Origin of the sequence: Pseudomonas sp. 21615526 (genome assembly GCF_013386245.1) — a bacterium.
GTDB lineage: Bacteria > Pseudomonadota > Gammaproteobacteria > Pseudomonadales > Pseudomonadaceae > Aquipseudomonas.
On the sequence record NZ_JACAOM010000029.1, the window covers coordinates 107,001 to 131,893 of the forward strand.

Annotated in this window: 26 protein-coding genes and 1 pseudogene; 14 read left to right on the forward strand and 13 right to left on the reverse strand. The window is 61.5% G+C overall.

What is annotated here, in order from left to right:
* Positions 1-45: 45 nt before the first annotated feature.
* The 3 genes from alr to dadA all read right to left on the reverse strand — a co-directional run bounded on the left by alr (position 46) and on the right by dadA (position 2,829).
* The gene (gene alr / locus HX786_RS10245) at positions 46-1,122 is read right to left on the reverse strand and encodes an alanine racemase (RefSeq protein ID WP_003208753.1); all 1,077 of its coding nucleotides are present in this window, start codon (positions 1,120-1,122) and stop codon (positions 46-48) included.
* 80 nt (positions 1,123-1,202) lie between these two features.
* Entirely contained in the window at positions 1,203-1,556 is a 354-nt protein-coding gene (locus HX786_RS10250) for a RidA family protein (protein WP_003208752.1), read from the reverse strand.
* Positions 1,528-2,829 carry a D-amino acid dehydrogenase gene (dadA, locus tag HX786_RS10255; protein WP_003208750.1) on the reverse strand — a complete coding sequence of 434 codons (1,302 nt, stop codon included), beginning with the start codon at positions 2,827-2,829 and terminating at the stop codon, positions 1,528-1,530. Before dadA ends, HX786_RS10250 begins: the two co-directional genes overlap by 29 nt.
* A 156-nt stretch (positions 2,830-2,985) precedes the next feature.
* Between dadA and HX786_RS10260 the strand changes: the two genes are divergently transcribed.
* Entirely contained in the window at positions 2,986-3,474 is a 489-nt protein-coding gene (locus HX786_RS10260; RefSeq protein WP_003206849.1) for an Lrp/AsnC ligand binding domain-containing protein, read from the forward strand.
* Positions 3,475-3,512: 38 nt separating this feature from the next.
* On the opposite strand, the gene HX786_RS10265 is transcribed toward HX786_RS10260, so the two are convergent.
* Positions 3,513-3,866, reverse strand: coding sequence for a YkgJ family cysteine cluster protein (locus HX786_RS10265; protein ID WP_003208747.1), 354 nt, complete (start codon positions 3,864-3,866; stop codon positions 3,513-3,515).
* A gap of 115 nt (positions 3,867-3,981) precedes the next feature.
* Here HX786_RS10265 and HX786_RS10270 point away from each other — a divergent pair, with 115 nt between their 5' ends.
* Positions 3,982-5,274, forward strand: coding sequence for an FAD-binding oxidoreductase (locus tag HX786_RS10270; protein WP_178912018.1), 1,293 nt, complete (start codon positions 3,982-3,984; stop codon positions 5,272-5,274).
* A 1-nt stretch (position 5,275) separates the two neighbouring features.
* Here HX786_RS10270 and HX786_RS10275 read toward each other — a convergent pair whose 3' ends face one another.
* A complete protein-coding gene (locus HX786_RS10275; protein WP_023659297.1) occupies positions 5,276-5,512 on the reverse strand; it encodes a DUF1127 domain-containing protein in 237 nt (78 codons plus the stop codon).
* A 165-nt stretch (positions 5,513-5,677) separates the two neighbouring features.
* Between HX786_RS10275 and HX786_RS10280 the strand changes: the two genes are divergently transcribed.
* Both HX786_RS10280 and HX786_RS10285 read left to right on the forward strand, forming a co-directional pair.
* Positions 5,678-7,102, forward strand: coding sequence for a PLP-dependent aminotransferase family protein (locus tag HX786_RS10280; RefSeq protein WP_008439421.1), 1,425 nt, complete (start codon positions 5,678-5,680; stop codon positions 7,100-7,102).
* A gap of 62 nt (positions 7,103-7,164) precedes the next feature.
* Positions 7,165-8,727 (forward strand): phospholipase D family protein, encoded by a 1,563-nt coding sequence (locus HX786_RS10285; protein ID WP_003208738.1) that lies wholly within the window; start codon positions 7,165-7,167, stop codon positions 8,725-8,727.
* A gap of 124 nt (positions 8,728-8,851) precedes the next feature.
* On the opposite strand, the gene HX786_RS10290 is transcribed toward HX786_RS10285, so the two are convergent.
* Complete coding sequence (locus tag HX786_RS10290) at positions 8,852-9,994, reverse strand: MFS transporter (protein ID WP_178912019.1); 1,143 nt, start codon at positions 9,992-9,994, stop codon at positions 8,852-8,854.
* Between the two features lie 156 nt (positions 9,995-10,150).
* Positions 10,151-11,644 (reverse strand): aldehyde dehydrogenase, encoded by a 1,494-nt coding sequence (locus HX786_RS10295; protein WP_003213259.1) that lies wholly within the window; start codon positions 11,642-11,644, stop codon positions 10,151-10,153.
* 230 nt (positions 11,645-11,874) lie between these two features.
* Between HX786_RS10295 and HX786_RS10300 the strand changes: the two genes are divergently transcribed.
* Positions 11,875-12,237, forward strand: coding sequence for a cupin domain-containing protein (locus tag HX786_RS10300; protein WP_178912020.1), 363 nt, complete (start codon positions 11,875-11,877; stop codon positions 12,235-12,237).
* A gap of 70 nt (positions 12,238-12,307) precedes the next feature.
* Here the strand turns inward: HX786_RS10300 and rpmG are convergent, their stop codons facing one another.
* Both rpmG and rpmB read right to left on the reverse strand, forming a co-directional pair.
* Positions 12,308-12,463 (reverse strand): 50S ribosomal protein L33, encoded by a 156-nt coding sequence (rpmG, locus tag HX786_RS10305; protein WP_003176906.1) that lies wholly within the window; start codon positions 12,461-12,463, stop codon positions 12,308-12,310.
* 11 nt (positions 12,464-12,474) lie between these two features.
* Positions 12,475-12,708 carry a 50S ribosomal protein L28 gene (gene rpmB / locus HX786_RS10310; RefSeq protein ID WP_003213263.1) on the reverse strand — a complete coding sequence of 78 codons (234 nt, stop codon included), beginning with the start codon at positions 12,706-12,708 and terminating at the stop codon, positions 12,475-12,477.
* A gap of 458 nt (positions 12,709-13,166) precedes the next feature.
* Between rpmB and HX786_RS10315 the strand changes: the two genes are divergently transcribed.
* Positions 13,167-14,759, forward strand: coding sequence for an ABC transporter substrate-binding protein (locus HX786_RS10315; protein WP_003213265.1), 1,593 nt, complete (start codon positions 13,167-13,169; stop codon positions 14,757-14,759).
* Positions 14,760-14,787: 28 nt separating this feature from the next.
* On the opposite strand, the gene radC is transcribed toward HX786_RS10315, so the two are convergent.
* Positions 14,788-15,462 (reverse strand): DNA repair protein RadC, encoded by a 675-nt coding sequence (gene radC / locus HX786_RS10320; protein WP_087693709.1) that lies wholly within the window; start codon positions 15,460-15,462, stop codon positions 14,788-14,790.
* Between the two features lie 130 nt (positions 15,463-15,592).
* Here radC and coaBC point away from each other — a divergent pair, with 130 nt between their 5' ends.
* The 4 genes and pseudogenes from coaBC (at position 15,593) to argB (ending at position 19,861) form a co-directional block, all read left to right on the forward strand.
* Positions 15,593-16,801, forward strand: a complete 1,209-nt coding sequence (coaBC, locus tag HX786_RS10325) for a bifunctional phosphopantothenoylcysteine decarboxylase/phosphopantothenate--cysteine ligase CoaBC (RefSeq protein WP_008439425.1) — start codon at positions 15,593-15,595, stop codon at positions 16,799-16,801.
* Between the two features lie 5 nt (positions 16,802-16,806).
* Positions 16,807-17,262 carry a dUTP diphosphatase gene (dut, locus tag HX786_RS10330; protein WP_003213270.1) on the forward strand — a complete coding sequence of 152 codons (456 nt, stop codon included), beginning with the start codon at positions 16,807-16,809 and terminating at the stop codon, positions 17,260-17,262.
* 252 nt (positions 17,263-17,514) lie between these two features.
* Positions 17,515-18,936: pseudogene (locus HX786_RS10335) on the forward strand (phosphomannomutase/phosphoglucomutase); the annotation flags it as partial.
* Between the two features lie 19 nt (positions 18,937-18,955).
* The gene (gene argB, locus HX786_RS10340; RefSeq protein WP_003213275.1) at positions 18,956-19,861 is read left to right on the forward strand and encodes an acetylglutamate kinase; all 906 of its coding nucleotides are present in this window, start codon (positions 18,956-18,958) and stop codon (positions 19,859-19,861) included.
* A 168-nt stretch (positions 19,862-20,029) separates the two neighbouring features.
* Here the strand turns inward: argB and pyrE are convergent, their stop codons facing one another.
* A complete protein-coding gene (pyrE, locus tag HX786_RS10345; RefSeq protein WP_003213276.1) occupies positions 20,030-20,674 on the reverse strand; it encodes an orotate phosphoribosyltransferase in 645 nt (214 codons plus the stop codon).
* A gap of 82 nt (positions 20,675-20,756) precedes the next feature.
* Here pyrE and HX786_RS10350 point away from each other — a divergent pair, with 82 nt between their 5' ends.
* Complete coding sequence (locus HX786_RS10350) at positions 20,757-21,536, forward strand: exodeoxyribonuclease III (RefSeq protein ID WP_003176915.1); 780 nt, start codon at positions 20,757-20,759, stop codon at positions 21,534-21,536.
* A 58-nt stretch (positions 21,537-21,594) separates the two neighbouring features.
* On the opposite strand, the gene HX786_RS10355 is transcribed toward HX786_RS10350, so the two are convergent.
* Positions 21,595-21,963, reverse strand: coding sequence for a DUF4870 domain-containing protein (locus HX786_RS10355; protein WP_003213278.1), 369 nt, complete (start codon positions 21,961-21,963; stop codon positions 21,595-21,597).
* Positions 21,964-21,985: 22 nt separating this feature from the next.
* Positions 21,986-22,708: a ribonuclease PH gene (gene rph / locus HX786_RS10360; protein WP_003213280.1), complete on the reverse strand. Its 723-nt coding sequence runs from the start codon at positions 22,706-22,708 to the stop codon at positions 21,986-21,988.
* A gap of 217 nt (positions 22,709-22,925) precedes the next feature.
* Here rph and HX786_RS10365 point away from each other — a divergent pair, with 217 nt between their 5' ends.
* The 3 genes from HX786_RS10365 to rpoZ all read left to right on the forward strand — a co-directional run bounded on the left by HX786_RS10365 (position 22,926) and on the right by rpoZ (position 24,852).
* Positions 22,926-23,789: a YicC/YloC family endoribonuclease gene (locus HX786_RS10365; RefSeq protein WP_008439430.1), complete on the forward strand. Its 864-nt coding sequence runs from the start codon at positions 22,926-22,928 to the stop codon at positions 23,787-23,789.
* An 11-nt stretch (positions 23,790-23,800) separates the two neighbouring features.
* Positions 23,801-24,421 (forward strand): guanylate kinase, encoded by a 621-nt coding sequence (gene gmk, locus HX786_RS10370; protein WP_003213284.1) that lies wholly within the window; start codon positions 23,801-23,803, stop codon positions 24,419-24,421.
* Positions 24,422-24,588: 167 nt separating this feature from the next.
* Complete coding sequence (gene rpoZ, locus HX786_RS10375) at positions 24,589-24,852, forward strand: DNA-directed RNA polymerase subunit omega (protein ID WP_003176920.1); 264 nt, start codon at positions 24,589-24,591, stop codon at positions 24,850-24,852.
* The last annotated feature ends 41 nt before the right edge of the window (positions 24,853-24,893 follow it).

A 24,893-nucleotide genomic window follows, 5' to 3' on the forward strand; every position in this document is an offset into this window, starting at 1 on the left:
AACACTTTGGCCTAAATCCCGGGATCTGCCATTCGTGGGTGCCGCTCAAGCGCCGGAATAGAGCCGTGGCACTCGGCGCAGGTTGCAGAAGATCTGGTACGGAATGGTGTCGGCGGCGGTGGCAACGTCACTGGCGAGGATGTTTTTGCCCCACAATTCGACGGTGGAACCGAGCCCGGCCTGGGGCACGTCGGTCAGGTCGACACACAGCATGTCCATCGACACACGGCCCAGCAACTGGCTGCGCTGGCCGGCCACCAGCACCGGGGTTCCGGTGGGTGCGTGGCGCGGGTAGCCGTCGGCGTAGCCCATGGCAACTACCCCGATGCGCATCGGTTTCGGGGTAATGAACCTGGCGCCGTAGCCCACAGGTTCGCCGGCCGGCAGTTCACGTACGCAGATGACTTTCGATTCGAGGGTCATCACCGGCTGCAAACGCGCGGCGATGGCCTGGCCTTCGCCAAACGGCGTGGCGCCGTAGAGCATGATGCCCGGGCGTACCCAGTCACTGGAAACGTTCGGCCAGCCCAGCACCGACGGCGAGTTGCGCAGGCTGACCTGGGCCGACAAGCCCTGGCGCGCCGCTTCAAACACCGCTACTTGCTCTTCGCTGCTGGTGCTGTCCAGCTCATCGGCGCGGGCGAAGTGGCTCATCAGCACGATCTTCGCGACTTTGCCGCTGGCCAGCAGGCGCTGGTAAGCGTCGTGATAATCCTTGGGGTGCAAGCCAACGCGGTGCATGCCCGAATCAAGCTTGAGCCAGACGGTCAGCGGCTTGCTGAGTTGCGCCTGTTCAATCGCGTCCAGCTGCCACAGCGAATGCACCACGCACCAGAAATCATGCTCGATGATCAGCGGCAGCTCGTCGGCTTCGAAAAAACCTTCGAGCAACAGCACCGGCCCGCGAATCCCGGCGGCCCGCAGCTCCAGCGCTTCCTCGATGCAGGCCACGGCAAACCCGTCCGCCTCGGCTTCCAGCGCCTGGGCAACACGCACGGCACCGTGGCCGTAGGCATCCGCCTTGATCACGGCGAGGGCCTTGGCCCCACCCGTGACTTCACGGGCCAGTTGGTAGTTATGGCGCAGGGCTTGGAGGTCGATCAGGGCACGGGCAGGACGCATGGCGGCAGGCTTCTAGGCGGCGGTGGGAAGAAAAAACCGGTACCCGCTGACAACGCAGGCACCGGGAGAGGATTTTTTGCTTACGGCAGAGCGGCCACAACCGACAGCTCCACCAGGATTTCCGGTTCGCAGAGTTTCGCTTCAACCGTGGCACGGGCCGGCGCGACGCCTTTTGGCAGCCACTTGTCCCATACCGCGTTCATCCCGGCGAAATCGGCGTCAATGTCTTTCAGGTAGATGGTCACCGACAGCAGCTTGGTCTTGTCGGTACCGGCCAGGTCCAGCAAACGCTCGATATTGACGAGGGTTTCGCGGGTCTGCTGTTCAATCCCGGCACTCATGTCGTCGCCGACCTGCCCTGCCAGATACACGGTACCGCTGTGAACAACGATCTGGCTCATGCGCTCATTGGTGAGCTGGCGCTGGATTGACATGTTTTGCGGACTCCTGGTGGTTGCCATAACGGGAAATATCGAGGCCTTCGGCACTGATTTGCGGAGTTTTCTTCGCCATCAAATCGGCCAGCAAACGACCAGAGCCACAGGCCATGGTCCAACCGAGGGTACCGTGGCCGGTGTTCAGGAACAGGTTTTTGAACGGGGTTGCACCCACGATCGGCGTGCCGTCCGGGGTGGTCGGGCGCAGGCCGGTCCAGAAACTGGCCTGGCTCAAATCACCGCCCTGAGGATAAAGGTCGTTGACGATCATCTCCAGGGTTTCCCGCCGACGCGGGTTCAGCGACAGGTCAAAACCGGCTATCTCGGCCATGCCACCGACGCGGATACGGTTGTCGAAACGGGTGATCGCGACCTTGTAGGTCTCATCGAGAATGGTCGAGGTCGGGGCCATCGCCGGGTTGGTGATCGGCACGGTCATCGAGTAACCCTTGAGCGGGTACACCGGCGCCTTGATTCCCAGCGGCTTGAGCAATTTCGGCGAGTAGCTGCCGAGGGCCAGTACGTAGCGGTCGGCAGTTTCCAGCTTGCCGTCGATCCACACGCCGTTGATCCGGTCACCGGCGTAGTCCAGGCGCTGGATATCTTGCTCGAAGCGGAATTCGACACCCAGTTGCTTGCACATGTCGGCAAGGCGGGTGGTAAACATCTGACAGTCGCCGGTTTGGTCGTTCGGCAGGCGCAGGGCACCGGCGAGGATATCGGTGACGCTCGCCAGGGCTGGTTCAACCCGGGCAATCCCGGCGCGGTCCAGCAGCTCGTAAGGCACACCGGACTCTTTCAATACCGCGATGTCCTTGGCAGCACCGTCCAGCTGGGCCTGGGTACGGAACAGCTGGGTAGTCCCCAAGGTGCGCCCTTCGTAGGCGATGCCGGTCTCGGCACGCAGCTCGTCAATGCAGTCGCGGCTGTATTCGGACAGGCGCACCATGCGCTCCTTGTTCACCGCATAACGGCTGGCGGTGCAGTTACGCAGCATTTGCGCCATCCACAGGTACTGATCGATATCGGCGGTGGCCTTGATCGCCAGGGGCGCATGGCGCTCCAGCAGCCATTTGATAGCCTTGAGCGGCACACCCGGCGCAGCCCATGGCGAGGCGTAGCCTGGCGAGATCTGCCCGGCGTTGGCGAAACTGGTCTCCATGGCCACAGCCGGCTGACGGTCGACCACGACCACTTCAAAACCAGCTCGTGCCAAATAGTAGGCACTGGCCACGCCAATGACACCGCTACCCAAGACCAGAACGCGCATTTTTATTCCCTCATCACGGCTTGACCGCTGACGTTTGTTGTTCAGCACAAAGATGTGGGCAGTATAAAAAGCAATCACCAGTGCATTTCACTATATAACTGCCTATATTTGGCGACAATTCTCGGCAAAAACCCTTTTCACGGAGGAGCATCCCCTATGCGGACCAACACTCAGACCAAGCGGGAGCTGGACAAGATCGACCGCAACATCCTGCGCATCCTGCAGGCCGACGGGCGAATTTCGTTTACTGAACTGGGGGAAAAGGTCGGGCTGTCGACCACGCCGTGCACCGAGCGGGTCCGGCGCCTGGAGCGCGAAGGGATCATCATGGGCTACAACGCCCGGCTCAACCCGCAGCATTTGAAGGGCAGCCTCCTGGTGTTTGTCGAGATCAGCCTCGACTACAAGTCCGGCGACACCTTTGAAGAATTCCGACGCGCCGTGCTGAAACTGCCCCACGTGCTGGAGTGCCACCTGGTGTCGGGGGATTTCGACTACCTGGTGAAGGCGCGCATTTCGGAGATGGCGTCGTACCGCAAATTGCTCGGCGATATCCTGCTCAAGCTGCCCCACGTTCGGGAGTCCAAGAGCTATATCGTGATGGAAGAGGTGAAAGAGAGCCTGAACCTGCCGATCCCGGATTAAGACAGCACCACAGGCCAATGTGGGAGCGGGGACATCCGCTAGACCAATACCTGACGCGTCGACGCCATGTACGCATGAATCTGCTTTTCCACCCGTGGGTGGATCAACTCCACCGGGCGGCGGTCGTTGGGGCATGGCAAGGTCGGCGTGGTGCCGAACAAGCGGCAAATCAGCGGGCGCTCGTCGTACACGGTGCAGCCATTGGGGCCAAGGTGCACGCAGTTGAGTTCGTCCATCGCCGCTTCCTGCTCGGCAGCGGTCTTGCGCGGCAGGCGCGACATTTCCTCGGGGGACGTGGTCACCGGCCCACAGCAGTCGTGGCAACCCGGGACACACTCGAACGAGGGAATCTGCCGGCGCAGCGCGTTGACTTTCTGACTGTTGCAACTCATCGACACAGGGACCGAACGGCGAATAGGCGTGGATTCTGCCCTAAAAGCCCCCGGTGAGACAGCTTCGCCCGACCGCTGTATCCTGCGTCAAATTTTCCAAACAGGGATGCTCCCCATGACCGCCAGCGCCCGGCACGCCAATTCCTACTACGCCGCCAGCAGTTTCCCGCAGCCTGATTATCCGGTGCTGACAGGTGAAATCGTGGCCGATGTGTGCGTGATCGGCGGCGGCTTTTCGGGGCTCAACACCGCTCTGGAACTGGCTGAACGGGGTTTCAGCGTGGTCCTGCTGGAAGCCCGCAAGATTGCCTGGGGCGCCAGCGGGCGCAATGGCGGGCAACTGATTCGTGGCGTCGGTCATGGCCTGGATCAGTTCACCAACGTCATCGGCACCGAGGGCGTGCGCCAGATGAAATTGATGGGCCTGGAAGCCGTGGAAATCGTGCGCCAGCGGGTCGAGCGTTCGCAGATCGCCTGCGACCTGACCTGGGGCTACTGCGACCTGGCCAACAAACCCCGCGACCTGGAACACCTGGCCGCCGACGCCGAAGAGCTGCAAGGCCTTGGCTATCGCCATGAAGTGCGCCTGCTGCAAGCCAGCGAGATGCGCAGTGTGATCGGCTCCAACCGCTATGTTGGCGGCATGATCGACATGGGCTCCGGCCACCTGCACCCGCTGAACCTGGCCCTCGGCGAGGCAGCCGCTGCACAGCAGTTGGGCGTCCAGTTGTTCGAGCATTCCGAGGCGGTGCGGATCGATTACGGCCCGGAGGTCAACGTACACACCGCCCAGGGCAATGTGCGCGCCAAGACCCTGGTGCTGGGCTGCAATGCTTATTTGAACGGCCTCAACCCGCATCTGAGCGGCAAGGTGCTGCCCGCCGGCAGCTACATCATCGCCACCGAGCCCTTGAGCGAAGCCCAGGCAGCCGAGTTGCTGCCGCAAAACATGGCGGTGTGTGACCAGCGGGTGACGGTGGATTACTTCCGGCTGTCAGCCGACCGACGCTTGCTGTTCGGCGGTGCCTGCCATTACTCCGGACGGGATCCGAAGGACATCGGTGCCTATATGCGTCCGAAAATGCTGCAGGTGTTCCCACAACTGGCCAACGTGAAAATCGACTACCAGTGGGGTGGGATGATCGGCATTGGCGCCAACCGCCTGCCGCAGATTGGCCGGCTGGCCGACCAGCCCAATGTGTATTTCGCCCAGGCCTATGCCGGCCATGGCCTCAACGCCACCCACCTGGCAGGCAAACTGTTGGGCGAAGCCATCAGCGGCCAGCAAAGCGGGCGCTTTGATCTGTTTGCCAAGGTGCCGCACATCACTTTCCCGGGCGGCAAGCATTTGCGCTCGCCGCTGCTGGCGCTGGGAATGCTCTGGCACCGATTGAAAGAACTGGTCTGAATCAGCCGCGCCAGAAGGGCTTCAAGCCTTCCCGGCGCGCCTGCTCGGCACTCAAGCCCACGTCTCGCAGTTGCTCGGGGGTCAGCTCCAGCAAGGTTTTGCGCGTATGCATGCGGTGCCAGAACAACGCCCATGAACTGAGTGTGGGGGCCTTGGTACGCGCCGCCATGCGCCGCTCCTGCCCGGCTTCCAGTTCCTGACTGTGTAACGCCAACCGCACATCGCTCATACCGCTCATTTTCCTGCCCCTCATTAACGTGTTGCCATGAGTACGTAGGATGAGCCGGCGCGTAAAACCATGACAGATTCAACCACCCTGCATTAAATCCATACAGATACTGCCTATCGGCCGCTGAATCCTGTATTTTCAGCCTATCTGTACTGGTAACCGGGAAGCACCGCCATGACCCTATACGTCAACCTCGCCGAACTGTTGGGCACGCGCATCGAGCAGGGCTTCTATCGCCCGGGCGACAGATTGCCGTCAGTTCGGGCCTTGAGTGTGGAGCATGGGGTCAGCCTGAGCACCGTGCAGCAGGCCTACCGCGTACTGGAAGACAACGGCCTGGCGATGCCCAAACCCAAATCCGGCTACTTCGTACCGGTGGGCCGCGACTTGCCGGCATTGCCCGCCGTAGGCCGCCCGGCCCAGCGCCCGGTGGAAATTTCCCAGTGGGACCAAGTGCTGGAGCTGATCCGCGCGGTGCCACGCAAAGACGCCATACAGTTGGGCCGGGGCATGCCGGATGTATTGTCGCCGACCATGAAACCCCTGCTACGCAGCCTCGCCCGGATCAGTCGGCGCCAGGACATGCCGGGGCTGTATTACGACACTATCCACGGCAACCTGGACCTGCGTGAACAGATTGCCCGCCTGATGCTCGATTCAGGCTGCCAACTGACGCCCCAGGACCTGGTGATCACCACCGGCTGCCACGAGGCCCTGTCCGCCAGCATCCACGCCATTTGCGAGCCCGGCGACATCGTTGCCGTCGACTCGCCAAGCTTCCACGGCGCCATGCAAACCCTGAAGGGCCTGGGCATGAAAGCCCTGGAAATCCCCACCGACCCACTCACCGGTATCAGCCTGGAAGCGCTGGAACTGGCACTGGAACAATGGCCGATCAAAGTCATACAGTTGACCCCCAACTGCAACAACCCACTGGGCTACATCATGCCGGAGTCGCGCAAACGCGCACTGCTGACCCTGGCCCAGCGCTTTGACGTGGCGATCATCGAAGACGACGTGTATGGCGAACTGGCCTACAGCTACCCGCGGCCACGCACCATCAAGTCCTTCGACGAAGATGGCCGCGTCGTACTGTGCAGCTCTTTCTCGAAGACCCTCGCACCCGGCCTGCGGATTGGCTGGGTCGCACCCGGTCGCTATCTGGAGCGTGTGCTGCACATGAAATACATCAGCACCGGCTCCACCGCGACCCAGCCGCAGATCGCAATTGCCGAGTTTCTGAAAGGTGGACATTTCGAGCCACATTTGCGGCGGATGCGCACGCAATACCAGCGCAATCGCGACCTGATGCTCGATTGGGTCAGCCGCTATTTCCCGGCGGGCACCCGCGCCAGCCGCCCCCAGGGCAGTTTCATGCTGTGGGTGGAACTGCCGGAAGGCTTCGATACCCTGAAACTCAACCGGCTGCTGGTGGATGAAGGTGTACAGATTGCCGTGGGAAGTATCTTTTCCGCCTCCGGCAAGTACAGGAACTGCCTGCGCATGAACTACGCTGCCAAACCAACGCCGCAGATTGAAGAGGCTGTACGCAAGGTCGGCGCGACCGCCATCCGGTTGCTGGCCGAAGCGATGGACTGACCTTTTACGGGAAATAGCCGTCATATGCCGACAATCGCCCTGATTCGGAACCCATGTCATTGATGACCCACCGGCTATTACCGTTTTTCCTGCTGGGCATCCTGGCCCTGGGCGGCTGCGCCACCATCGACGCGCCACGCACACCCAGCGAGGCGCTGCCGGCCAGCGAATCTTCCTTCGGCCGCTCGATCCAGGCCCAGGCCGCACCCTACAAAGGCCGCTCCGGGTTCCGCCTGCTGCCCAACAGCAGCGAAGCCTTCATGGCCCGCGCCGAACTGATCCGCAACGCCCAGACCAGCCTCGACTTGCAGTACTACATCGTCCACGACGGCATCAGCACCCGCATGCTCGTGGATGAACTGCTCAAGGCCGCCGACCGTGGCGTGCGCGTGCGCATCCTGCTGGACGACACCACGAGTGACGGCCTGGACCAGATCATCGCCACCCTCGCCGCCCACCCGCAGATCCAGATTCGCCTGTTCAACCCGCTGCACCTGGGCCGCAGCACCGGCGTGACGCGGGCCATGGCGCGGCTGTTCGACCTGTCGCTGCAACACCGGCGCATGCACAACAAGCTGTGGCTGGCAGACAACAGCGTGGCCATCGTTGGCGGGCGCAACCTGGGGGATGAGTATTTCGACGCCGAGCCCAACCTCAACTTCACCGATATCGACATGCTCAGCGTGGGCCCGGTGGCCGAGCAACTGGGCCACAGTTTCGATCAGTACTGGAACAGTGCCCTGAGCAAACCCATTGGTGACTTCGTCAGCAGCGCTTCCAAAGGCGACCTGGCCAGTGCCCGCGTACGCCTGGAAGATTCCCTTGCCGAGTCTCGCCAACAAAACCATGCCCTGTACAACCGCCTGCGCACCTACAAGACCCAGCCGCGCATGGACATCTGGCGCCGTGAGCTGATCTGGGCCTGGAACCAGGCACTGTGGGATGCGCCGAGCAAGGTGCTGGCCAAGGCCGATCCGGATCCACGGCTGCTGCTGACGACCCAACTGGCGCCGGAGTTGGAAGGTGTCAGCCATGAGCTGATGATGATTTCGGCTTACTTCGTGCCCGGGCAGCCCGGGCTGGTGTACCTGACCGGGCGTGCGGACGCCGGCGTATCGGTAAGCCTGCTGACCAATTCCCTGGAAGCCACCGACGTACCGGCCGTGCACGGCGGTTATGCGCCCTATCGCAAGGCGCTGCTGGAACACGGGGTGAAGCTATACGAGTTGCGCCGCCAGCCGGGAGACGGTGGCGGCAGCGGCCCTCATCTGTTCCGCAAAGGTACATTCCACGGTTCGGATTCCAGCCTGCACAGCAAGGCGATCATCTTTGATCGGGAGAAATCCTTCATCGGCTCATTCAACTTCGACCCGCGCTCGGTGCTGTGGAACACCGAAGTCGGGGTGCTGGTGGACAGTCCCGAACTGGCGGAACACGTGCGCAACCTGGCACTGGAGGGCATGGCGCCCCCGTTGAGCTACCAGGCGAAGCTGCAGGATGGCCAGGTGGTATGGGTGACCGAAGACAACGGCCAACTGCACACCCTGACCCGCGAACCCGGCAGTTGGTGGCGCCGGTTCAATGCCTGGTTTGCCACATCCGTCGGGCTGGAACGCATGCTTTAAGAACAGCGACGGGACCTGTGGGAGCTGGCTTGCCTGCGATGGCGGAGTGTCAGTTTACGTACCCGGTGCTGACACTCCGCCATCGCGGGCAAGCCCGGCTCCCACAGGTGATCGCATTTCAAGTTCAGGCGGGTTGTGCGGCGCCGAACGCACCTTGGCGCAGCAACAGGATCACCAACCCCAACGCCCCCGCCGCCATCAACAACGGCAACGCATGCCCGCTGATCCACTGGCTGCCGGCACCGGCCACCAGCGGGCCGATCAGGCAGCCAATGCCCCACAGCTGCGCGATATGCGCATTGGCGCGCACCAGCGCGTCGTCGCGGTAGCGCTCGCCAATCAGGATCAGCGACAGGGTGAACAACCCGCCGGCGCTGGCCCCGAACAGCACCCACACCGGCCAGATCAGCAGCGTATCGAGCAACAGCGGAATCGCCAGGCTCGTCACCAGCAGCATCAGCGCGCAGCCGAGAAACAGCATGCGCCGAGGCAGGTAGTCCGCCAGCGCGCCAATCGGCAGTTGCAGCAACGCATCACCGACCACCACCGTGCTGACCATCGCCAGGGCAATCTCGGCGGTGAAACCCTGTTGCAGGCAATACACCGGCAACAACGTAAGAATCATCGCCTCGAATGCGGCGAACAACGCCACCGCCCAGGCAATCGCCGGCAAGCCCTGGCAGAAGCGCAGCAGGTCGCCAAAGGTCACGCTGAAAGACTCGGCAGTCGGCGCACCGGAACGGCCCAGCAGCAGGATCGGCGAGCACGTCAGCAGGCCGACACCCACCCAGAAGCCAATATCGTTGTCCGTACCCAGCGCGCCCAGCAGCAACGGGCCCGATAGCTGGCTCAAGGCATAGCTGCAGCCATACAGCGCCACCAGACGGCCGCGCCAGCGTTCGATCACCAGTTGGTTGATCCAGCTTTCGCCGAGGATAAACACGATGGTCAGGATCACCCCGATCATCAGCCGCAACACCAGCCATACCGGGTAGCTGGGCAATACCGCCAGCAAGCCGATGGAAATCGCCCCCGCCCACAGGCACAGGCGCATCAGGTTCGCCGTGCCCAGGCGCGAGGCCAGGCCGCTGGAGACCTTGGCACCCAGTAGCACACCGAAGGCCGGCATCGCCGCCATGACTCCGATGGCGAAGCTGCCATAGCCCCAGCTTTCCAGGCGCAGGGACACCAGCGGCATGCTCACGCCCAAGGCCAGGCCCACGCTCAAGACCGACGCCAACACGGCGAAATAGGTCGCCCAACGCATTTCCACGCTCCTGTGGATTACTTGGAGATCATACAAAACAGTGTGGGAGCGGGCTTGCTCGCGAATGCGGTGTACCAGTCAATACATCAGCGACTGTGATACCTCATTCGCGAGCAAGCCCGCTCCCACATTTTTTACAGCGGTGTTCCTGGAGGCTTACAACTTGATCCAGGTCGCCTTCAGCTCGGTGTACTTGTCGAACGCGTGCAGCGACTTGTCGCGGCCGTTACCCGACTGCTTGAAACCACCGAACGGTGCGGTCATGTCGCCGCCATCGTACTGGTTGACCCATACGCTGCCGGCACGCAGGGCCTTGGCAGTCAGGTGCGCCTTGGAGATGTTCGACGTCCACACCGCAGCGGCCAGGCCGTATTGGGTGTCGTTGGCGATCGCAATGGCTTCTTCCACGCTGTCGAAGGCAATCACCGACAGCACCGGGCCGAAGATTTCTTCCTGGGCGATCTTCATGGCGTTGGTCACGCCGTCGAAAATCGTCGGCTCGACATAGGTGCCACCGCTTTCCTGCAGCGTGCGCTTGCCGCCGGCCACCAGCTTGGCGCCATCGGCATGCCCGGCTTCGATGTACGACAGCACGGTGTTCATCTGCTGGGTGTCCACCAGCGCACCGACCGTGGTGGCCGGGTCCAGCGGGTTGCCCGGCTTCCAGGCCTTGAGGGCCTCGATCACCAGCGGCAGGAATTTATCCTTGATCGAACGCTCCACCAGCAGGCGCGAACCGGCGGTGCACACTTCGCCCTGGTTGAAGGCGATGGCGCCAGCCGCGGATTCGGCGGCGGCTTGCAGGTCCGGGGCATCGGCAAACACGATGTTCGGGCTCTTGCCGCCAGCTTCCAGCCAGACGCGCTTCATGTTCGACTCGCCGGAGCGAATCAGCAGTTGCTTGGCGATCTTGGTGGAACCGGTGAACACCAGGGTGTCGACGTCCATGTGCAGCGCCAGGGCGTTGCCCACGGTATGGCCATAACCCGGCAGCACATTGAACACGCCTTTCGGGATGCCGGCTTCAACCGCGAGGGCAGCGATGCGGATGGCGGTCAGTGGTGATTTTTCAGACGGCTTGAGGATCACCGAGTTACCGGTGGACAACGCCGGCCCAAGTTTCCAGCAGGCCATCATCAGCGGGAAGTTCCACGGCACGATGGCCGCAACAACGCCGACGGGCTCACGGGTCACCAGGCCAAGCTGGTCGTGAGGGGTGGCTGCGACTTCATCGTAGATCTTGTCGATGGCCTCGCCGCTCCAGCTCAGCGCTTGCGCCGCGCCTGGGACGTCGATGTTCAGGGAGTCGCTGATCGGCTTGCCCATGTCCAGGGTTTCAAGCAGTGCCAGCTCTTCGGCGTTGGCCTTGAGCAGGCCGGCGAAACGGATCATGGTGGCTTTGCGCTTGGCTGGCGCCAGGCGCGACCAGGCACCGGAATTGAACGTGGCACGGGCGTTTTCTACGGCACGCTGGGCGTCGGCGACGTCACAGCTGGCAACGGTTGCCAGCAGGCGGCCATCGACTGGGCTCAGGCATTCGAACGTGTCGCCGGAAACGGCGGCGGTGTATTCGCCATTGATGTAGGCGCGGCCTTCGATCTTCAGATCCTTGGCGCGTTGTTCCCAGTCGGCACGGGTCAGGGTGGTCATGCGAGTGTCCTCCTCTTATTGAATACAAGGGCCGGGCGATGTACCCAGGCACCTTCGAAGAATTCTTGCCCGGCCAGCCAGCTGTTCGGCTCAAGGCAGCTGCCACCCTAAACCAGCGGCGATGGATGTTTCAATATATTTGACATAACGGCAGCAAACGCCCTTGCGATGTTCATTTTAATAAACATAGACTTTGAGCTCTCCAACCGCAGGCCAGACGGGACACGCCCATGAACATCCAGAATATCGTCGACTTCAGCCAGGCCAGGACCGAGCCTGATCGCTACCGTCCGGCTGCGGAGAAAATCCTCAAGGGCGACCCGGAGCAAACCGTCTACAACCACTACAACAGTCCGTGCGGCCAGATGAGCGCCGGGGTCTGGGAAGGTGAAGTCGGACAGTGGAAGGTCAACTACACCGAGCATGAGTATTGCGAGATCGTGCAGGGTGTTTCGGTGTTGCGCGATGCCGACGGCAACGCCAAGACCTTGCGGGCCGGTGATCGCTTCGTCATTCCGGCCGGCTTCAGCGGCACCTGGGAAGTGCTGGAACACTGCCGCAAGATCTACGTGGTGTTCGAAGAAAAGGCCTGATCATTTATCAGGCACAAAAAAAAGCCCGCATCGTGAGATACGGGCTTTTTTTCACAAGAAAGAAAACCAATTACTTGATTTTGCCTTCTTTGTAGATCACGTGCTTGCGAACGCGCGGGTCGAACATTTTCTTTTCGAGCTTGTCCGGGGTAGTACGCTTGTTCTTGTCGGTAGTGTAGAAGTGACCAGTACCGGCGCTAGAGATCATTCGAATCAATTCACGCATGATTTAGCTCCTTAGATTTTGCCGTCGCGGCGCAGTTCGGCCAGCACGACAGTGATGCCGCGCTTGTCGATAACACGCATGCCTTTGGCAGATACGCGCAGACGAACAAAACGTTTCTCTTCTTCAACCCAAAAGCGGTGATGCTGCAGGTTTGGCAGGAAACGACGACGGGTTTTGTTGTTTGCGTGGGAAATGTTATTCCCAGTCACCGGACCCTTACCGGTAACTTGACAGACTCTCGACATGCCTCAGCCCTCTAAAACCACATGCCCAACCCGGCATGGGTTGGCCGCTTAATCTCTCAGTCATTTGGCGCCAGGCGCCGCGTTTCTTTAGGGTCTTACCGGCTACACCTACTAGCGAAGGAACCGGGCCCCTAGAAAAGAGCGCTGCTTTATACCAGAAAGACCCCAGTGCAACAACAGGCCGTGTACTTTTATACGCGTAAATCCAGGCCATGGACGCCTGAACCGTTGCCAGGGTGGGCCGCTATAGAAGCTAACCGCTCGTCGCACAGAATGATTTACAGCGCCCGCGCGCACTGCAAAGTGCTCGGCAAAACGACCTGAGGCGCCATCAAAACAGTATTTGCGGCAAAAGCACAGGCAAAAATGGGCTAGTCATTTGTCAATCAGCCCACTACGGTAGGACTTTTCCAGACTGCACTCGCAGATGGGCCTTCGATCTGCAAAGGAAACCGAATATGCGCCTCGCTGCCCTACCGCTATTGCTAGCCCCTCTTTTTATTGCTGCACACGCCCAGGCGGCCACTACCCTGAGCGTCTGCACCGAAGCCAGCCCCGAAGGCTTCGACGTGGTGCAATACAACTCGCTGACCACCACCAACGCCTCGGCAGACGTATTGATGAACCGCCTGGTGGACTTCGACGCCACCAGCGGCAAGCTGGTCCCGAGCCTCGCGGACAGCTGGGAAGTGTCGCCGGACGGCCTCACCTACACCTTCAAGCTGCACCCGGACGTTAAATTCCACCGCACTGACTACTTCACGCCAAGCCGCAGCCTGACCGCCGAAGACGTGCGCTTCAGCTTCGAGCGCATGCTCGACCCGGCCAACCCCTGGCACAAGATCGCCCAGAGCGGCTTCCCCCACGCCCAGTCGCTGCAGTTGCCCACGCTGATCAAGAAGATCGACGCCCTCGACCCGCTGACCGTGCGCTTCACCCTGGACCACGCCGATTCGACCTTCCTCGCCGCCTTGAGCATGGGCTTTGCCTCGATCTACCCGGCGGAATATGCCGACAAACTGCTCAAGGCCGGCACCCCGGAGAAGCTCAACAGCCAGCCTATCGGCACCGGGCCGTTCATTTTCGGGCGTTTCCAGAAGGACGCGACGATTCGCTACAAGGCCAACCCGGATTACTTCGCCGGCAAGCCTGCGGTGGATAACCTGATCTTTGCGATCACCCCGGACGCCAACGTGCGCCTGCAGAGACTGCGTCGCGACGAGTGCCAGATCGCCTTGTCGCCCAAGCCCCTGGATATTGATGCCGCCCAGAAAGACGCCGACCTGAAGGTCGAGAAAACCGCGGCCTTCATGACCGCGTTTGTCGCCATCAACAGCCAGCATCCGCCACTGGACAAGCCGGAAGTTCGCCAGGCGATCAACCTGGCCTTCGACAAGGCCAGCTATCTGAAGGCCGTATTCGAAGGCACCGCCGAAGCCGCCAACGGCCCTTACCCACCCAATACCTGGAGCTATGCCAAGGACCTGCCGGGCTATCCGCAGGACATTGCCAAGGCCAAGCAACTGCTGGATCGCGCCGGGCTCAAGGATGGCTTCAAGACCACGATCTGGACTCGGCCGTCGGGCAGCCTGCTGAACCCCAACCCCAGCCTGGGCGCACAACTGCTGCAGGCGGACCTGGCCAAGGTCGGCATCCAGGCTGAAATCCGTGTGATCGAGTGGGGCGAACTGATCCGCCGCGCCAAGGCCGGCGAGCACGACTTGCTGTTCATGGGCTGGGCCGGTGACAACGGCGACCCGGATAACTTCCTGACGCCGCAGTTCTCCTGCGCGGCCGTGAAGTCCGGCACCAACTTCGCCCGCTACTGCGACCCGGCGCTGGACAAGCTGATCAGCGCCGGCAAGACCACCAGCGAACAAGGCGTGCGCAGCAAGCTGTACCAGCAGGCCCAGGCGCAGATCCAGCAACAGGCGCTCTGGCTGCCACTGGCGCACCCGACCGCGTTTGCGCTGACCCGCAAGAATGTCGAGGGGTATCAGGTGAGCCCGTTCGGGCGCCAGGATTACTCCAAGGTCAGCGTCAAGCCCTGACCCCTGCCAGGGGCTGGCATGCCAGCCCCTACATCCACCCAAATTCCGCCATCGACAGCGGGTCACCCTCCCCCACAATGATGTGGTCCAGCACACGCACGTCCACCATCTCCAGCGCCTTTTGCAGCACCTTGGTCAATTTTCGATCAGCGATGCTGGGCTCGGGGCTGCCGGAAGGATGGTTGTGGCACAGGATCAGCGCCGCGGCGTTGTAGTCCAGCGCGCGCTTCACCACTTGTCGCGGGTAGACGATGGCGTTGTCGATGGTGCCTTGAAACAGCTTTTCGAAGCCCAGCACTCGATGCTTGGCGTCGAGAAACAGGCAGCCGAATATCTCGTGAGGCTCGTGGCGCAGCAGTGCCTTGAGGTAGTCGCGCACGGCCTCCGGGCTTTCCAGCACCGAATCGTTGCGCAGGCGTTCAGCCAAATGGCGGCGCGCCATCTCCAGTACGGCTTGAAGCTGGGCGAACTTCGCCGGCCCCAACCCCAAATGCTGGCTGAACACCGGCTGCCTCGCCTCCATCAGCGCCCGAAGGCTGCCAAATTGCGCCAGCAGATGGCGCGCCAGGTCCACGGCACTTTTGCCTGACACCCCGGTGCGCAGGAAAATCGCCAGCAATTCCGCGTCGGAAAGGTTCTCCGCTCCCAGCTCCAACAGCTTCTCCCGCGGACGCTCTGCCGCAGGCCAATCGCGAATACTCATGGCACCTCCGTGTGCATGTGCGCCGCTGTTGCATGGCGGACGCTGTGGTATCTTAGGCCATCTTTTTGCGTGCGATTTCACCTGGGGAGGGGGCATCGCAACGCCATCACTGAACTGGAAAGGCAAGCCAATGCAGCGTCTGTATCGGAAACGCATCGTTCTCGGCGTCGGCGGCGGCATTGCCGCCTACAAGAGCGCAGAGCTGGTTCGCAGGCTTCTCGACCAAGGCGCCGAAGTGCGCGTGGTCATGACCCGTGGCGGCAGTGAATTCATCACCCCGTTGACCATGCAGGCCTTGTCCGGCCACCCGGTTCACCTCGACCTGCTGGACCCTGCGGCCGAAGCCGCCATGGGCCACATCGAGCTGGCCAAGTGGGCCGACCTGGTGCTGATCGCCCCGGCCACCGCCGACCTGATCGCCCGCCTGGCCCAAGGCATTGCCGACGACCTGCTGACCACCCTGGTACTGGCCACCGACGCCACCGTCGCGATCGCCCCGGCCATGAACCAGGCCATGTGGCGCGACCCGGCCACCCAGGCCAACACCCAACTCCTGCAAAGCCGCGGCCTCAAGGTTTTCGGCCCGGCCTCCGGCAGCCAGGCCTGCGGCGACGTGGGCATGGGCCGCATGCTCGAAGCCACCGACCTGGCCCACTGCGCCGCCGACTGCTTCCAGCACCTGGCCCTGACCGGCAAGCACGTGCTGATCACCGCCGGCCCGACCCAGGAAAACATCGACCCGGTGCGCTACATCACCAACCATAGCTCAGGAAAAATGGGCTTTGCCCTGGCGGAAGCGGCGGTCGAGGCAGGCGCCCGTGTGACGTTGATCACCGGCCCGGTGCATCTGCCGACCCCGGATCGCGTCACCCGAATCGACGTAGTCAGCGCCCGCGACATGCTGGCGGCCTGTGAAGCGGCGATTCCCTGCGACCTGTTCATCGCTTCGGCTGCGGTAGCGGACTACCGCCCCGAGGTGGTTGCGCCGCAGAAACTCAAGAAAGACCCTACAAGCGGCGACGGCCTGCTCCTGCAAATGGTCCGTAACCCGGACATCCTGGCGACCATCGCCACCCGTGAGGACCGCCCGTTCAGCGTCGGTTTTGCTGCCGAAACCGAGCATTTGCTGGACTATGCCGCACGCAAATTGAAAGACAAAAACCTCGACCTGATTGTCGCCAACGATGTCGCCAACCCGAGCATCGGCTTCAACAGCGAGGAAAATGCCATCAGCGTGATCGACCGCGAGTTGCACGCTACCGTTTTCGCCCAGACCAGCAAGGGCAAGATTGCCCGCCAACTGATCTCTTTTATCGCCCAACGGCTGAACCAGGTTTAATTTCCATGCACGCTTTGCAAGCCAAGATCCTCGACCCCCGCATCGGCAACGAATTCCCGCTGCCGGCCTACGCCACACCAGGCTCCGCCGGCCTCGACCTGCGCGCCATGCTCAAGCAGGACACCGTGCTTGAGCCAGGCCAGACCATTCTGATTCCGACCGGCCTGTCGATCTACGTGGGCGACCCGGGCCTGGCGGCGCTGATCCTGCCGCGCTCCGGCCTGGGCCACAAACACGGCATCGTCCTCGGCAACCTGGTGGGGCTGATCGACTCGGACTACCAGGGCGAGTTGATGGTGTCCTGCTGGAACCGTGGCCAGACCGCGTTCAATATCGCCGTCGGCGAGCGCATTGCCCAACTCGTACTGGTACCGGTGGTGCAGGCGCACTTCGAGCTGGTCGAAGAGTTCGACGAAACACAACGCGGCGCAGGTGGCTTCGGGCATTCCGGCAGCCACTGACTAAGCTGAATTGACTTAGCCGAACAAGCCGGGTGCCTCACCCGGCCTGATGCCAACGCATGGCCTTTCAGGATGAAGAATGCGCGGAACTTACCAGCAAGGTTTCCCCAGTGAAATCAGGGCATTAAGGGGGCAAAAGGGCGGAGCTTCGGCGCCGATGGCACTTTTGCACCACGAACTCTATGCCAAAAACGCCGTCTTACCCTTCAGTTTGAGCCTGCCGGTCAGCACCCTTGAGGCCAGCCCAGCCCCTTATCGATGGAGTTCCCCCCCGCAATGAGCAACCCAGCCCGAGTCGCCCCGACATTTCCCGACAGCATTTTCCGCGCCTATGACATTCGTGGCGTGGTCCCCAAGACCCTGACCGCCGAGACCGCCTACTGGATCGGCCGCGCCATTGGCTCCCAGAGCCTGGCACAGGGCGAGCCCAACGTTTCCGTAGGCCGTGATGGCCGCCTGTCCGGCCCCGAACTCGTCGAGCAACTGATCCAGGGCCTGGCCGACAGCGGTTGCCACGTCAGCGACGTGGGCCTGGTGCCGACGCCTGCGCTGTACTACGCAGCCAACGTACTGGCCGGCAAGTCGGGCGTGATGCTCACCGGCAGCCATAACCCGTCGGACTACAACGGCTTCAAGATCGTCATCGCTGGCGATACCCTCGCCAACGAACAGATCCAGGCCCTGCACACCCGCCTGAAGACCAACGACCTGACCAGCGGCGAAGGCAGCGTCACCAAAGTCGACATCCTGCAGCGCTACTCTGACCAAATCACCGGCGACGTCAAACTCGCGCGCCGCCTCAAAGTGGTGGTGGACTGCGGCAATGGCGCGGCCGGCGTGATCGCCCCGCAACTGCTCGAAGCCCTGAACTGCGAAGTGATCCCGCTGTTCTGTGACGTCGACGGCAACTTCCCGAACCATCACCCGGATCCAGGCAAGCCCGAGAACCTGGTAGACCTGATCGCCAAGGTCAAGGAGACCGGGGCTGACGTCGGCCTGGCCTTCGACGGTGACGGCGACCGCGTTGGCGTGGTGACGGACACCGGCGAAAACGTGTTTGCGGACCGCCTGCTGATGCTGTTTGCCCGCGACGTGGTTGCGCGCAACCCAGGTGCCGAAATTATCTTCGACGTGAAGTGCACCCGCCGCCTCACACCGCTGATCAAGGAATACGGCGGTCGCCCGCTAATGTGGAAGACTGGCCACTCGTTGATCAAAAAGAAAATGAAAGAAACCGGCGCGCTGTTGGCCGGCGAAATGAGCGGCCATGTGTTCTTCAAGGAGCGCTGGTTCGGCTTTGACGACGGCATTTACAGCGCCGCTCGTCTGCTGGAGATCCTCAGCAAGGAAAAATCGACCGCGCAGGAGCTGTTCCAGACCTTCCCGAATGATATTTCTACGCCAGAGATCAATATCCATGTGACCGAGGAGAGCAAATTCAGCATCATTGACGCACTGCACGATGCGCAATGGGGCGAAGGCGCCGACCTGACCAGCATTGATGGTGTGCGAGTCGATTACGCCAAAGGCTGGGGCCTGGTTCGCGCATCCAACACCACACCGGTGCTGGTGCTGCGTTTCGAGGCGGATACCGAGGCTGAGTTGCAGCGCATCAAGGACGTGTTCCACGCCCAGTTGAAACGTGTTGCCCCTGATCTCCAATTACCGTTCTGATTTTTTACCGGAGCCCTGAATGACCCTCGAACGCGAAGCCGCCGCCAATACTGCCAAGGTCCTTTCCGAAGCGTTGCCTTACATTCGACGCTACGTCGGCAAGACGCTGGTGATCAAGTACGGCGGCAATGCCATGGAAAGCGACGAGCTGAAAACCGGCTTTGCCCGCGACATCGTGTTGATGAAAGCCGTCGGGATCAACCCGGTGGTGGTGCACGGTGGCGGCCCGCAAATCGGTGACCTGCTCAAGCGCCTGTCCATCGAGAGTCACTTCATCGACGGCATGCGTGTGACCGACGCCCAGACCATGGACGTGGTAGAGATGGTCCTGGGCGGCCAGGTGAACAAAGACATCGTCAACCTGATCAACCGCCATGGCGGCAGCGCCATCGGCCTGACCGGCAAGGACGCCGAACTGATCCGGGCGAAGAAGCTCACCGTGACCCGCAAGACCCCGGAGATGACCCAGCCGGAAATCATCGACATCGGCCAGGTGGGCGAAGTGATCGGCATCAACACCGACCTGCTGAACCTGCTGGTGAAAGGCGATTTCATTCCGGTGATCGCGCCGATCGGTGTCGGTGCCAACGGTGAGTCCTACAACATCAACGCCGACCTGGTGGCCGGCAAGGTGGCCGAGGCGCTGAAGGCCGAGAAGCTGATGCTGCTCACCAACATCGCCGGCTTGATGGACAAGGAAGGCAAGGTCTTGACCGGCCTGACGACCCAGCAAGTGGACGACCTGATCGCCGACGGCACCATCTACGGCGGCATGCTGCCGAAGATCCGCTGCGCGCTGGAAGCGGTGCAAGGCGGCGTTGGCAGCTCGTTGATCCTGGATGGCCGGGTGCCGAATGCGATCCTGCTGGAAATCTTCACCGATACCGGTGTGGGTACCCTGATCAGCAACCGCAAGCGCCCCTAAGCGCTGGTAAACAAAAAGGCCCCGTTCAATTCGATTGAACGGGGCCTTTTCTATGTACTCGGTCTAAAAATGTGGGAGCGGGCTTGCTCGCGAAAGCGGCGGGTCAGTCGACACATATATCAACTGACAAGCCGTATTCGCGAGCAAGCCCGCTCCCACATGGATCTTCTAAACGCCGAACTGCTCGCGATAGGCCTTGACCGCCGGCAAATGCTGCTTGAGCTGCGGGTCATCTTCCAGGAACTGCAACACCTGGTTCAGGGACACGATGCTCACCACCGGAATCGCGAAATCACGTTCCACTTCCTGGATCGCCGACAATTCACCGTTGCCGCGCTCCTGGCGGTTCAGCGCGATCAACACGCCGGCCGCCTTGGCGCCGTCCTGGGAAGCGATGATCTGCATCACTTCGCGAATCGCCGTACCGGCAGTGATCACGTCGTCGATGATCAGCACGTCGCCCTTGAGCGGCGCACCCACCAGGCTACCGCCTTCGCCGTGGGCCTTGGCTTCCTTGCGGTTGAAGCACCAAGGCAAATCCAGCTCGTGATGTTCAGCCAACGCCACGGCGGTCGCGGCCGCCAGGGGGATGCCTTTGTAGGCAGGGCCGAACAGCACGTCGAAGGAAATGCCGCTTTCAACGATGGCGGCCGCATAGAAACGACCCAGCTGCGCCAGGGCAGAACCCGAGTTGAAAAGGCCGGCATTGAAGAAGTAAGGGCTGGTGCGCCCGGACTTCAAAGTGAACTCACCGAAGCGCAATACGCCGCGATCGATGGCAAAACGAATAAAATCGCGTTGATACGCCTGCATGAAAAAAGCCTCAGATACCACGGATTTAGCTAATTAGGTAGACGGCGTGTATCATACACGCACGCGATTTTTGGGGCCATTTATGCGGATCATCAGTGTGAACGTCAATGGTATTCAGGCTGCAGTCGAGCGTGGTTTGCTCAGTTGGCTGCAAGCCCAGAATGCCGACGTCATCTGCCTGCAGGACACCCGCGCCTCCGCCTTTGAACTGGACGACCCAGCCTTCCAACTGGATGGCTACTTCCTTTATGCCTGTGATGCCGAAGTTCCCGCCCAAGGCGGCGTGGCTTTGTATTCGCGGTTGCAACCCAAGGCGGTCATCAGCGGCCTCGGCTTCGAGACAGCCGACCGCTACGGGCGCTACCTGCAAGCCGATTTCGATAAGGTCAGCATTGCGACCTTGCTGCTTCCATCAGGGCAGAATGGCGATGAAGACTTGAACCAGAAGTTCAAGCTAATGGACGACTTCGCCCGTTATCTGGATAAACAGCGGCGCAAACGTCGCGAGTACATTTACTGTGGCTCGCTGTACGTGGCGCAACAGAAGCTGGATATCAAGAACTGGCGCGACAGCCAGCAATCCCCGGGCTTCCTGGCGCCGGAACGGGCCTGGATGGACGAGATTGTCGGCAACATGGGCTATGTCGATGCCCTGCGGGAAGTCAGCCGCGAAGGCGACCAGTACAGCTGGTGGCCGGATAACGAACAGGCCGAGATGCTCAACCTCGGCTGGCGTTTTGACTACCAGCTGCTGACGCCAGGCTTGCGTCGCTTCGTGCGCAGCGCACGTCTGCCACGCCAGCCGCGCTTCTCGCAGCACGCGCCGCTGATCGTGGACTACGACTGGACCTTGACCATCTAAGGTCTTTTTCCAGGCACAAAAAAACCGACATCACTGTCGGTTTTTTTGTGGGCGGTGGTTATTTGATCAACCGCAATGTCCACGGATAACGATAAGCCACGCCCTTGTTGGCCTTGATGCCCGCAATGATCGTCATCACCACCGCGCCGATCACCAGCACGGTCATCAACACGAAGCCGATCACGATAAAACCCAGCAGGAAGCAGACCGCCCAGGCAATGCCCACGGTGATCTGGAAATTCAGCGCTTCCTTGCCCTGGTCATCAATGAACGGGTCTGCATCCTTCTTCACCTGCCAGAGAATCAAGGGCCCCAGCAGGCTGCCGAACGGGAACATCAGCCCGAAGAACGCCGCAAAATGACAGAGCATCGCCCACTGGCGAACTTCCTTGGACGGTGTCGGCAGTGGAAGTTGGCTGTCACTCATGGCGTAGCTCCTTGGGATTGAATCAGTCGGCCAATGCGGCGTTCTGCAGTTCGAAGATTTCGGTCATGCCCTTCTGGGCCAGGGCCAGCATGGCATTCAGGTCCGCCGGCTGGAATGGCGCGCCTTCGGCGGTGCCCTGCACTTCGATGAAACCACCGGTGCTGGTCATCACCACGTTCAGGTCGGTCTCGGCAGCCGAATCTTCAAGATAGTCCAGATCCAGCACCGGCTCGCCCTGATACATGCCGACCGATACAGCCGCGATCATCTGCTTGAGCGGATCGCCGCCTTTCAGGCCGCCACGTTTCTTGATGACTTTGAGCGCGTCGACCAGGGCAACCATGGCGCCGGTGATGGAGGCAGTACGGGTGCCACCGTCGGCCTGGATCACGTCGCAGTCGACGTACAGGGTCACGTCGCCCAGCTTGGACATGTCCAGGGCTGCACGCAGGGAGCGACCGATCAGGCGCTGGATTTCCAGGGTGCGGCCGCCTTGCTTGCCACGGCTGGCTTCACGCTGGTTACGCTCGCCGGTGGCGCGCGGCAGCATGCCGTATTCGGCGGTCAACCAACCCTGGCCCTGGCCCTTGAGGAAACGCGGCACGCCGTTTTCGACGCTGACGGTGCAGATAACCTTGGTATCGCCAAACTCGACCAGTACAGATCCCTCGGCGTGTTTGGTGTAGTTGCGGGTGATGCGGATCGAGCGGAGCTGATCGGCAGCGCGACCACTTGGACGTTTCATAGGGGATACCTGTACGGAGGACGAAAAACTGCCGAGCATTATAGAGCCGCCAGCCCTGATCGGCACGGCTAAAAAATCCTGTTACAAACCCGGGCACCGAAGCCACTGTTTGGGGCCACCCGTCCCCTTGAGCTACAATCCTGCGCCTTCGCAGCCTGTCGGCTTCAATCTACCCATCAGCCCGCCTGTTTGCGGGACTGCATCGCGAGGTACCTCCATGGTGCACAGCATGACCGCCTTCGCCCGCGTCGAAAAAGCCGGCGTCCAAGGCACCCTGAGCTGGGAATTGCGCTCGGTCAACAGCCGCTACCTGGAGCCGCACCTGCGCCTGCCGGAATCGTTTCGCGACCTCGAAGGCGCGGTTCGTGAGGCACTGCGCCAGGGCATCTCCCGCGGCAAGCTGGAATGCACCCTGCGCTTTACCGAGGAAACCACCGGCAAGCCGTTGCAGGTGGATCGCGAGCGCGCCGCCCAATTGGTCGCCGCCGCCGAAACCATCGCCGGCCTGATCAAGCAGCCTGCCGCCATCAACCCGCTGGAAGTCCTGGCCTGGCCCGGCGTGCTGGTGGCCGACGCCACTGACCCACAGGCGTTGAACGCCGAGGCGCTGGCCCTGTTCAACCAGGGCTTGAAAGAACTCAAGGCCGGCCGCGAGCGTGAAGGGGCCGAACTGGCCCGCCTGATCAGCGACCGCCTGACCTCCATTGAAGAAGACGTGGTGACCCTGCGCGAACTGGTGCCGCAGATGCTTGCCACCCAGCGCCAGAAGGTCCTGGACCGCTTCGCCGACATGCAGGCCGAACTGGATCCGGTGCGCCTGGAGCAAGAGATGGTCCTGCTGGCGCAAAAAAGCGACGTGGCCGAAGAACTCGACCGCCTGAGCACCCACATCCTGGAAGTGCGCCGCGTGCTCAAGTCCGCCGGTGCCGCCGGTCGGCGCCTGGACTTCCTGATGCAGGAACTCAACCGCGAAGCCAATACACTGGGCTCCAAAGCCTTTGATCCGCGCAGCACCCAGGCGGCGGTCAACCTCAAAGTGTTGATCGAGCAAATGCGCGAACAAGTACAGAATATCGAGTAAGGCACCCTGACATGACCCACAGCACCGGCACCCTTTACATCATTTCCGCCCCATCGGGCGCGGGCAAAAGCAGCCTGGTCAAGGCCCTGACCGACGCTGACGAGCAGATCCGCATCTCGGTGTCCCACACCACCCGCGCCATGCGCCCGGGTGAAGTGAACGGCGTGCACTACCACTTCGTCGAGCGCACCGAGTTCGTCAAGATGATCGAGCACGGTGATTTCCTGGAGCGCGCCGAGGTCTTCGGCAACCTCTACGGCACCTCCCAAAGCCACCTGCAGCAGACCCTGGACGAAGGCCACGACCTGATCCTGGAAATCGACTGGCAGGGCGCCGAGCAAGTGCGCCAGCTGATGCCCAAAGCTCGCTCGATCTTCATCCTGCCGCCTTCGCTGGAAGCGTTGCACCAGCGCCTGACCAATCGTGGCCAGGACAGCGACGAGATCATCGAAGGTCGCATGCGTGAAGCCGTCAGTGAAATGAGCCACTACGTCGACTACGACTACCTGATCATCAACGACGATTTCGCTCACGCGCTGGACGATCTGAAAGCGATTTTCCGCGCCAATCAGCTCCAGCAAAAGCGTCAGCAGCAGCGTTTCGGCAAATTATTGGCCGAACTGCTCGGCTGATTGGCTCTTCCCAAAACCGCTGCAGGGGCTTTACATTGGCACTTGTAGCGCGTTTGCGATGGCCTGCGAAAAATCAGCGCTTCCCTAAACGCTGGTGATTTTTTAAACTGTTCAGTCCGCTCGCCCAACCGGGCAGCGCGCATATTGCATTCGCTCCGAGGAATACCATGGCCCGCGTAACCGTTGAAGACTGCCTAGAACACGTGGATAACCGCTTTGAGCTGGTCATGCTCTCTACCAAGCGTGCCCGTCAACTGGCCACTGGCGGCAAAGAGCCCCTGGTCCAGTGGGAAAACGACAAGCCTACCGTTGTAGCCCTGCGTGAAATCGCTGAAGGCCTGATGAGCTACGAGTTCATCGCCAACGCCGAAATCGTTGAAGACGAACCGCTGTTTGCAGCGTTCGAGGACGAGTCCAACGAGGCCGTCTAAGCCTATGCCTGGTCGACGTAGCACGGCGCGGGGTCACAGCC

Coding starts and splice junctions, on each gene's coding strand:
- alr (WP_003208753.1), bottom strand. CDS start 1,122: ATGCGTCCTGCCCGTGCCCTGATCGACCTCCAAGCCCTGCGCCATAAC.
- HX786_RS10250 (WP_003208752.1), bottom strand. CDS start 1,556: ATGTCAATCCAGCGCCAGCTCACCAATGAGCGCATGAGCCAGATCGTT.
- dadA (WP_003208750.1), bottom strand. CDS start 2,829: ATGCGCGTTCTGGTCTTGGGTAGCGGTGTCATTGGCGTGGCCAGTGCC.
- HX786_RS10260 (WP_003206849.1), top strand. CDS start 2,986: ATGCGGACCAACACTCAGACCAAGCGGGAGCTGGACAAGATCGACCGC.
- HX786_RS10265 (WP_003208747.1), bottom strand. CDS start 3,866: ATGAGTTGCAACAGTCAGAAAGTCAACGCGCTGCGCCGGCAGATTCCC.
- HX786_RS10270 (WP_178912018.1), top strand. CDS start 3,982: ATGACCGCCAGCGCCCGGCACGCCAATTCCTACTACGCCGCCAGCAGT.
- HX786_RS10275 (WP_023659297.1), bottom strand. CDS start 5,512: ATGAGCGGTATGAGCGATGTGCGGTTGGCGTTACACAGTCAGGAACTG.
- HX786_RS10280 (WP_008439421.1), top strand. CDS start 5,678: ATGACCCTATACGTCAACCTCGCCGAACTGTTGGGCACGCGCATCGAG.
- HX786_RS10285 (WP_003208738.1), top strand. CDS start 7,165: ATGACCCACCGGCTATTACCGTTTTTCCTGCTGGGCATCCTGGCCCTG.
- HX786_RS10290 (WP_178912019.1), bottom strand. CDS start 9,994: ATGCGTTGGGCGACCTATTTCGCCGTGTTGGCGTCGGTCTTGAGCGTG.
- HX786_RS10295 (WP_003213259.1), bottom strand. CDS start 11,644: ATGACCACCCTGACCCGTGCCGACTGGGAACAACGCGCCAAGGATCTG.
- HX786_RS10300 (WP_178912020.1), top strand. CDS start 11,875: ATGAACATCCAGAATATCGTCGACTTCAGCCAGGCCAGGACCGAGCCT.
- rpmG (WP_003176906.1), bottom strand. CDS start 12,463: ATGCGTGAATTGATTCGAATGATCTCTAGCGCCGGTACTGGTCACTTC.
- rpmB (WP_003213263.1), bottom strand. CDS start 12,708: ATGTCGAGAGTCTGTCAAGTTACCGGTAAGGGTCCGGTGACTGGGAAT.
- HX786_RS10315 (WP_003213265.1), top strand. CDS start 13,167: ATGCGCCTCGCTGCCCTACCGCTATTGCTAGCCCCTCTTTTTATTGCT.
- radC (WP_087693709.1), bottom strand. CDS start 15,462: ATGAGTATTCGCGATTGGCCTGCGGCAGAGCGTCCGCGGGAGAAGCTG.
- coaBC (WP_008439425.1), top strand. CDS start 15,593: ATGCAGCGTCTGTATCGGAAACGCATCGTTCTCGGCGTCGGCGGCGGC.
- dut (WP_003213270.1), top strand. CDS start 16,807: ATGCACGCTTTGCAAGCCAAGATCCTCGACCCCCGCATCGGCAACGAA.
- argB (WP_003213275.1), top strand. CDS start 18,956: ATGACCCTCGAACGCGAAGCCGCCGCCAATACTGCCAAGGTCCTTTCC.
- pyrE (WP_003213276.1), bottom strand. CDS start 20,674: ATGCAGGCGTATCAACGCGATTTTATTCGTTTTGCCATCGATCGCGGC.
- HX786_RS10350 (WP_003176915.1), top strand. CDS start 20,757: ATGCGGATCATCAGTGTGAACGTCAATGGTATTCAGGCTGCAGTCGAG.
- HX786_RS10355 (WP_003213278.1), bottom strand. CDS start 21,963: ATGAGTGACAGCCAACTTCCACTGCCGACACCGTCCAAGGAAGTTCGC.
- rph (WP_003213280.1), bottom strand. CDS start 22,708: ATGAAACGTCCAAGTGGTCGCGCTGCCGATCAGCTCCGCTCGATCCGC.
- HX786_RS10365 (WP_008439430.1), top strand. CDS start 22,926: ATGGTGCACAGCATGACCGCCTTCGCCCGCGTCGAAAAAGCCGGCGTC.
- gmk (WP_003213284.1), top strand. CDS start 23,801: ATGACCCACAGCACCGGCACCCTTTACATCATTTCCGCCCCATCGGGC.
- rpoZ (WP_003176920.1), top strand. CDS start 24,589: ATGGCCCGCGTAACCGTTGAAGACTGCCTAGAACACGTGGATAACCGC.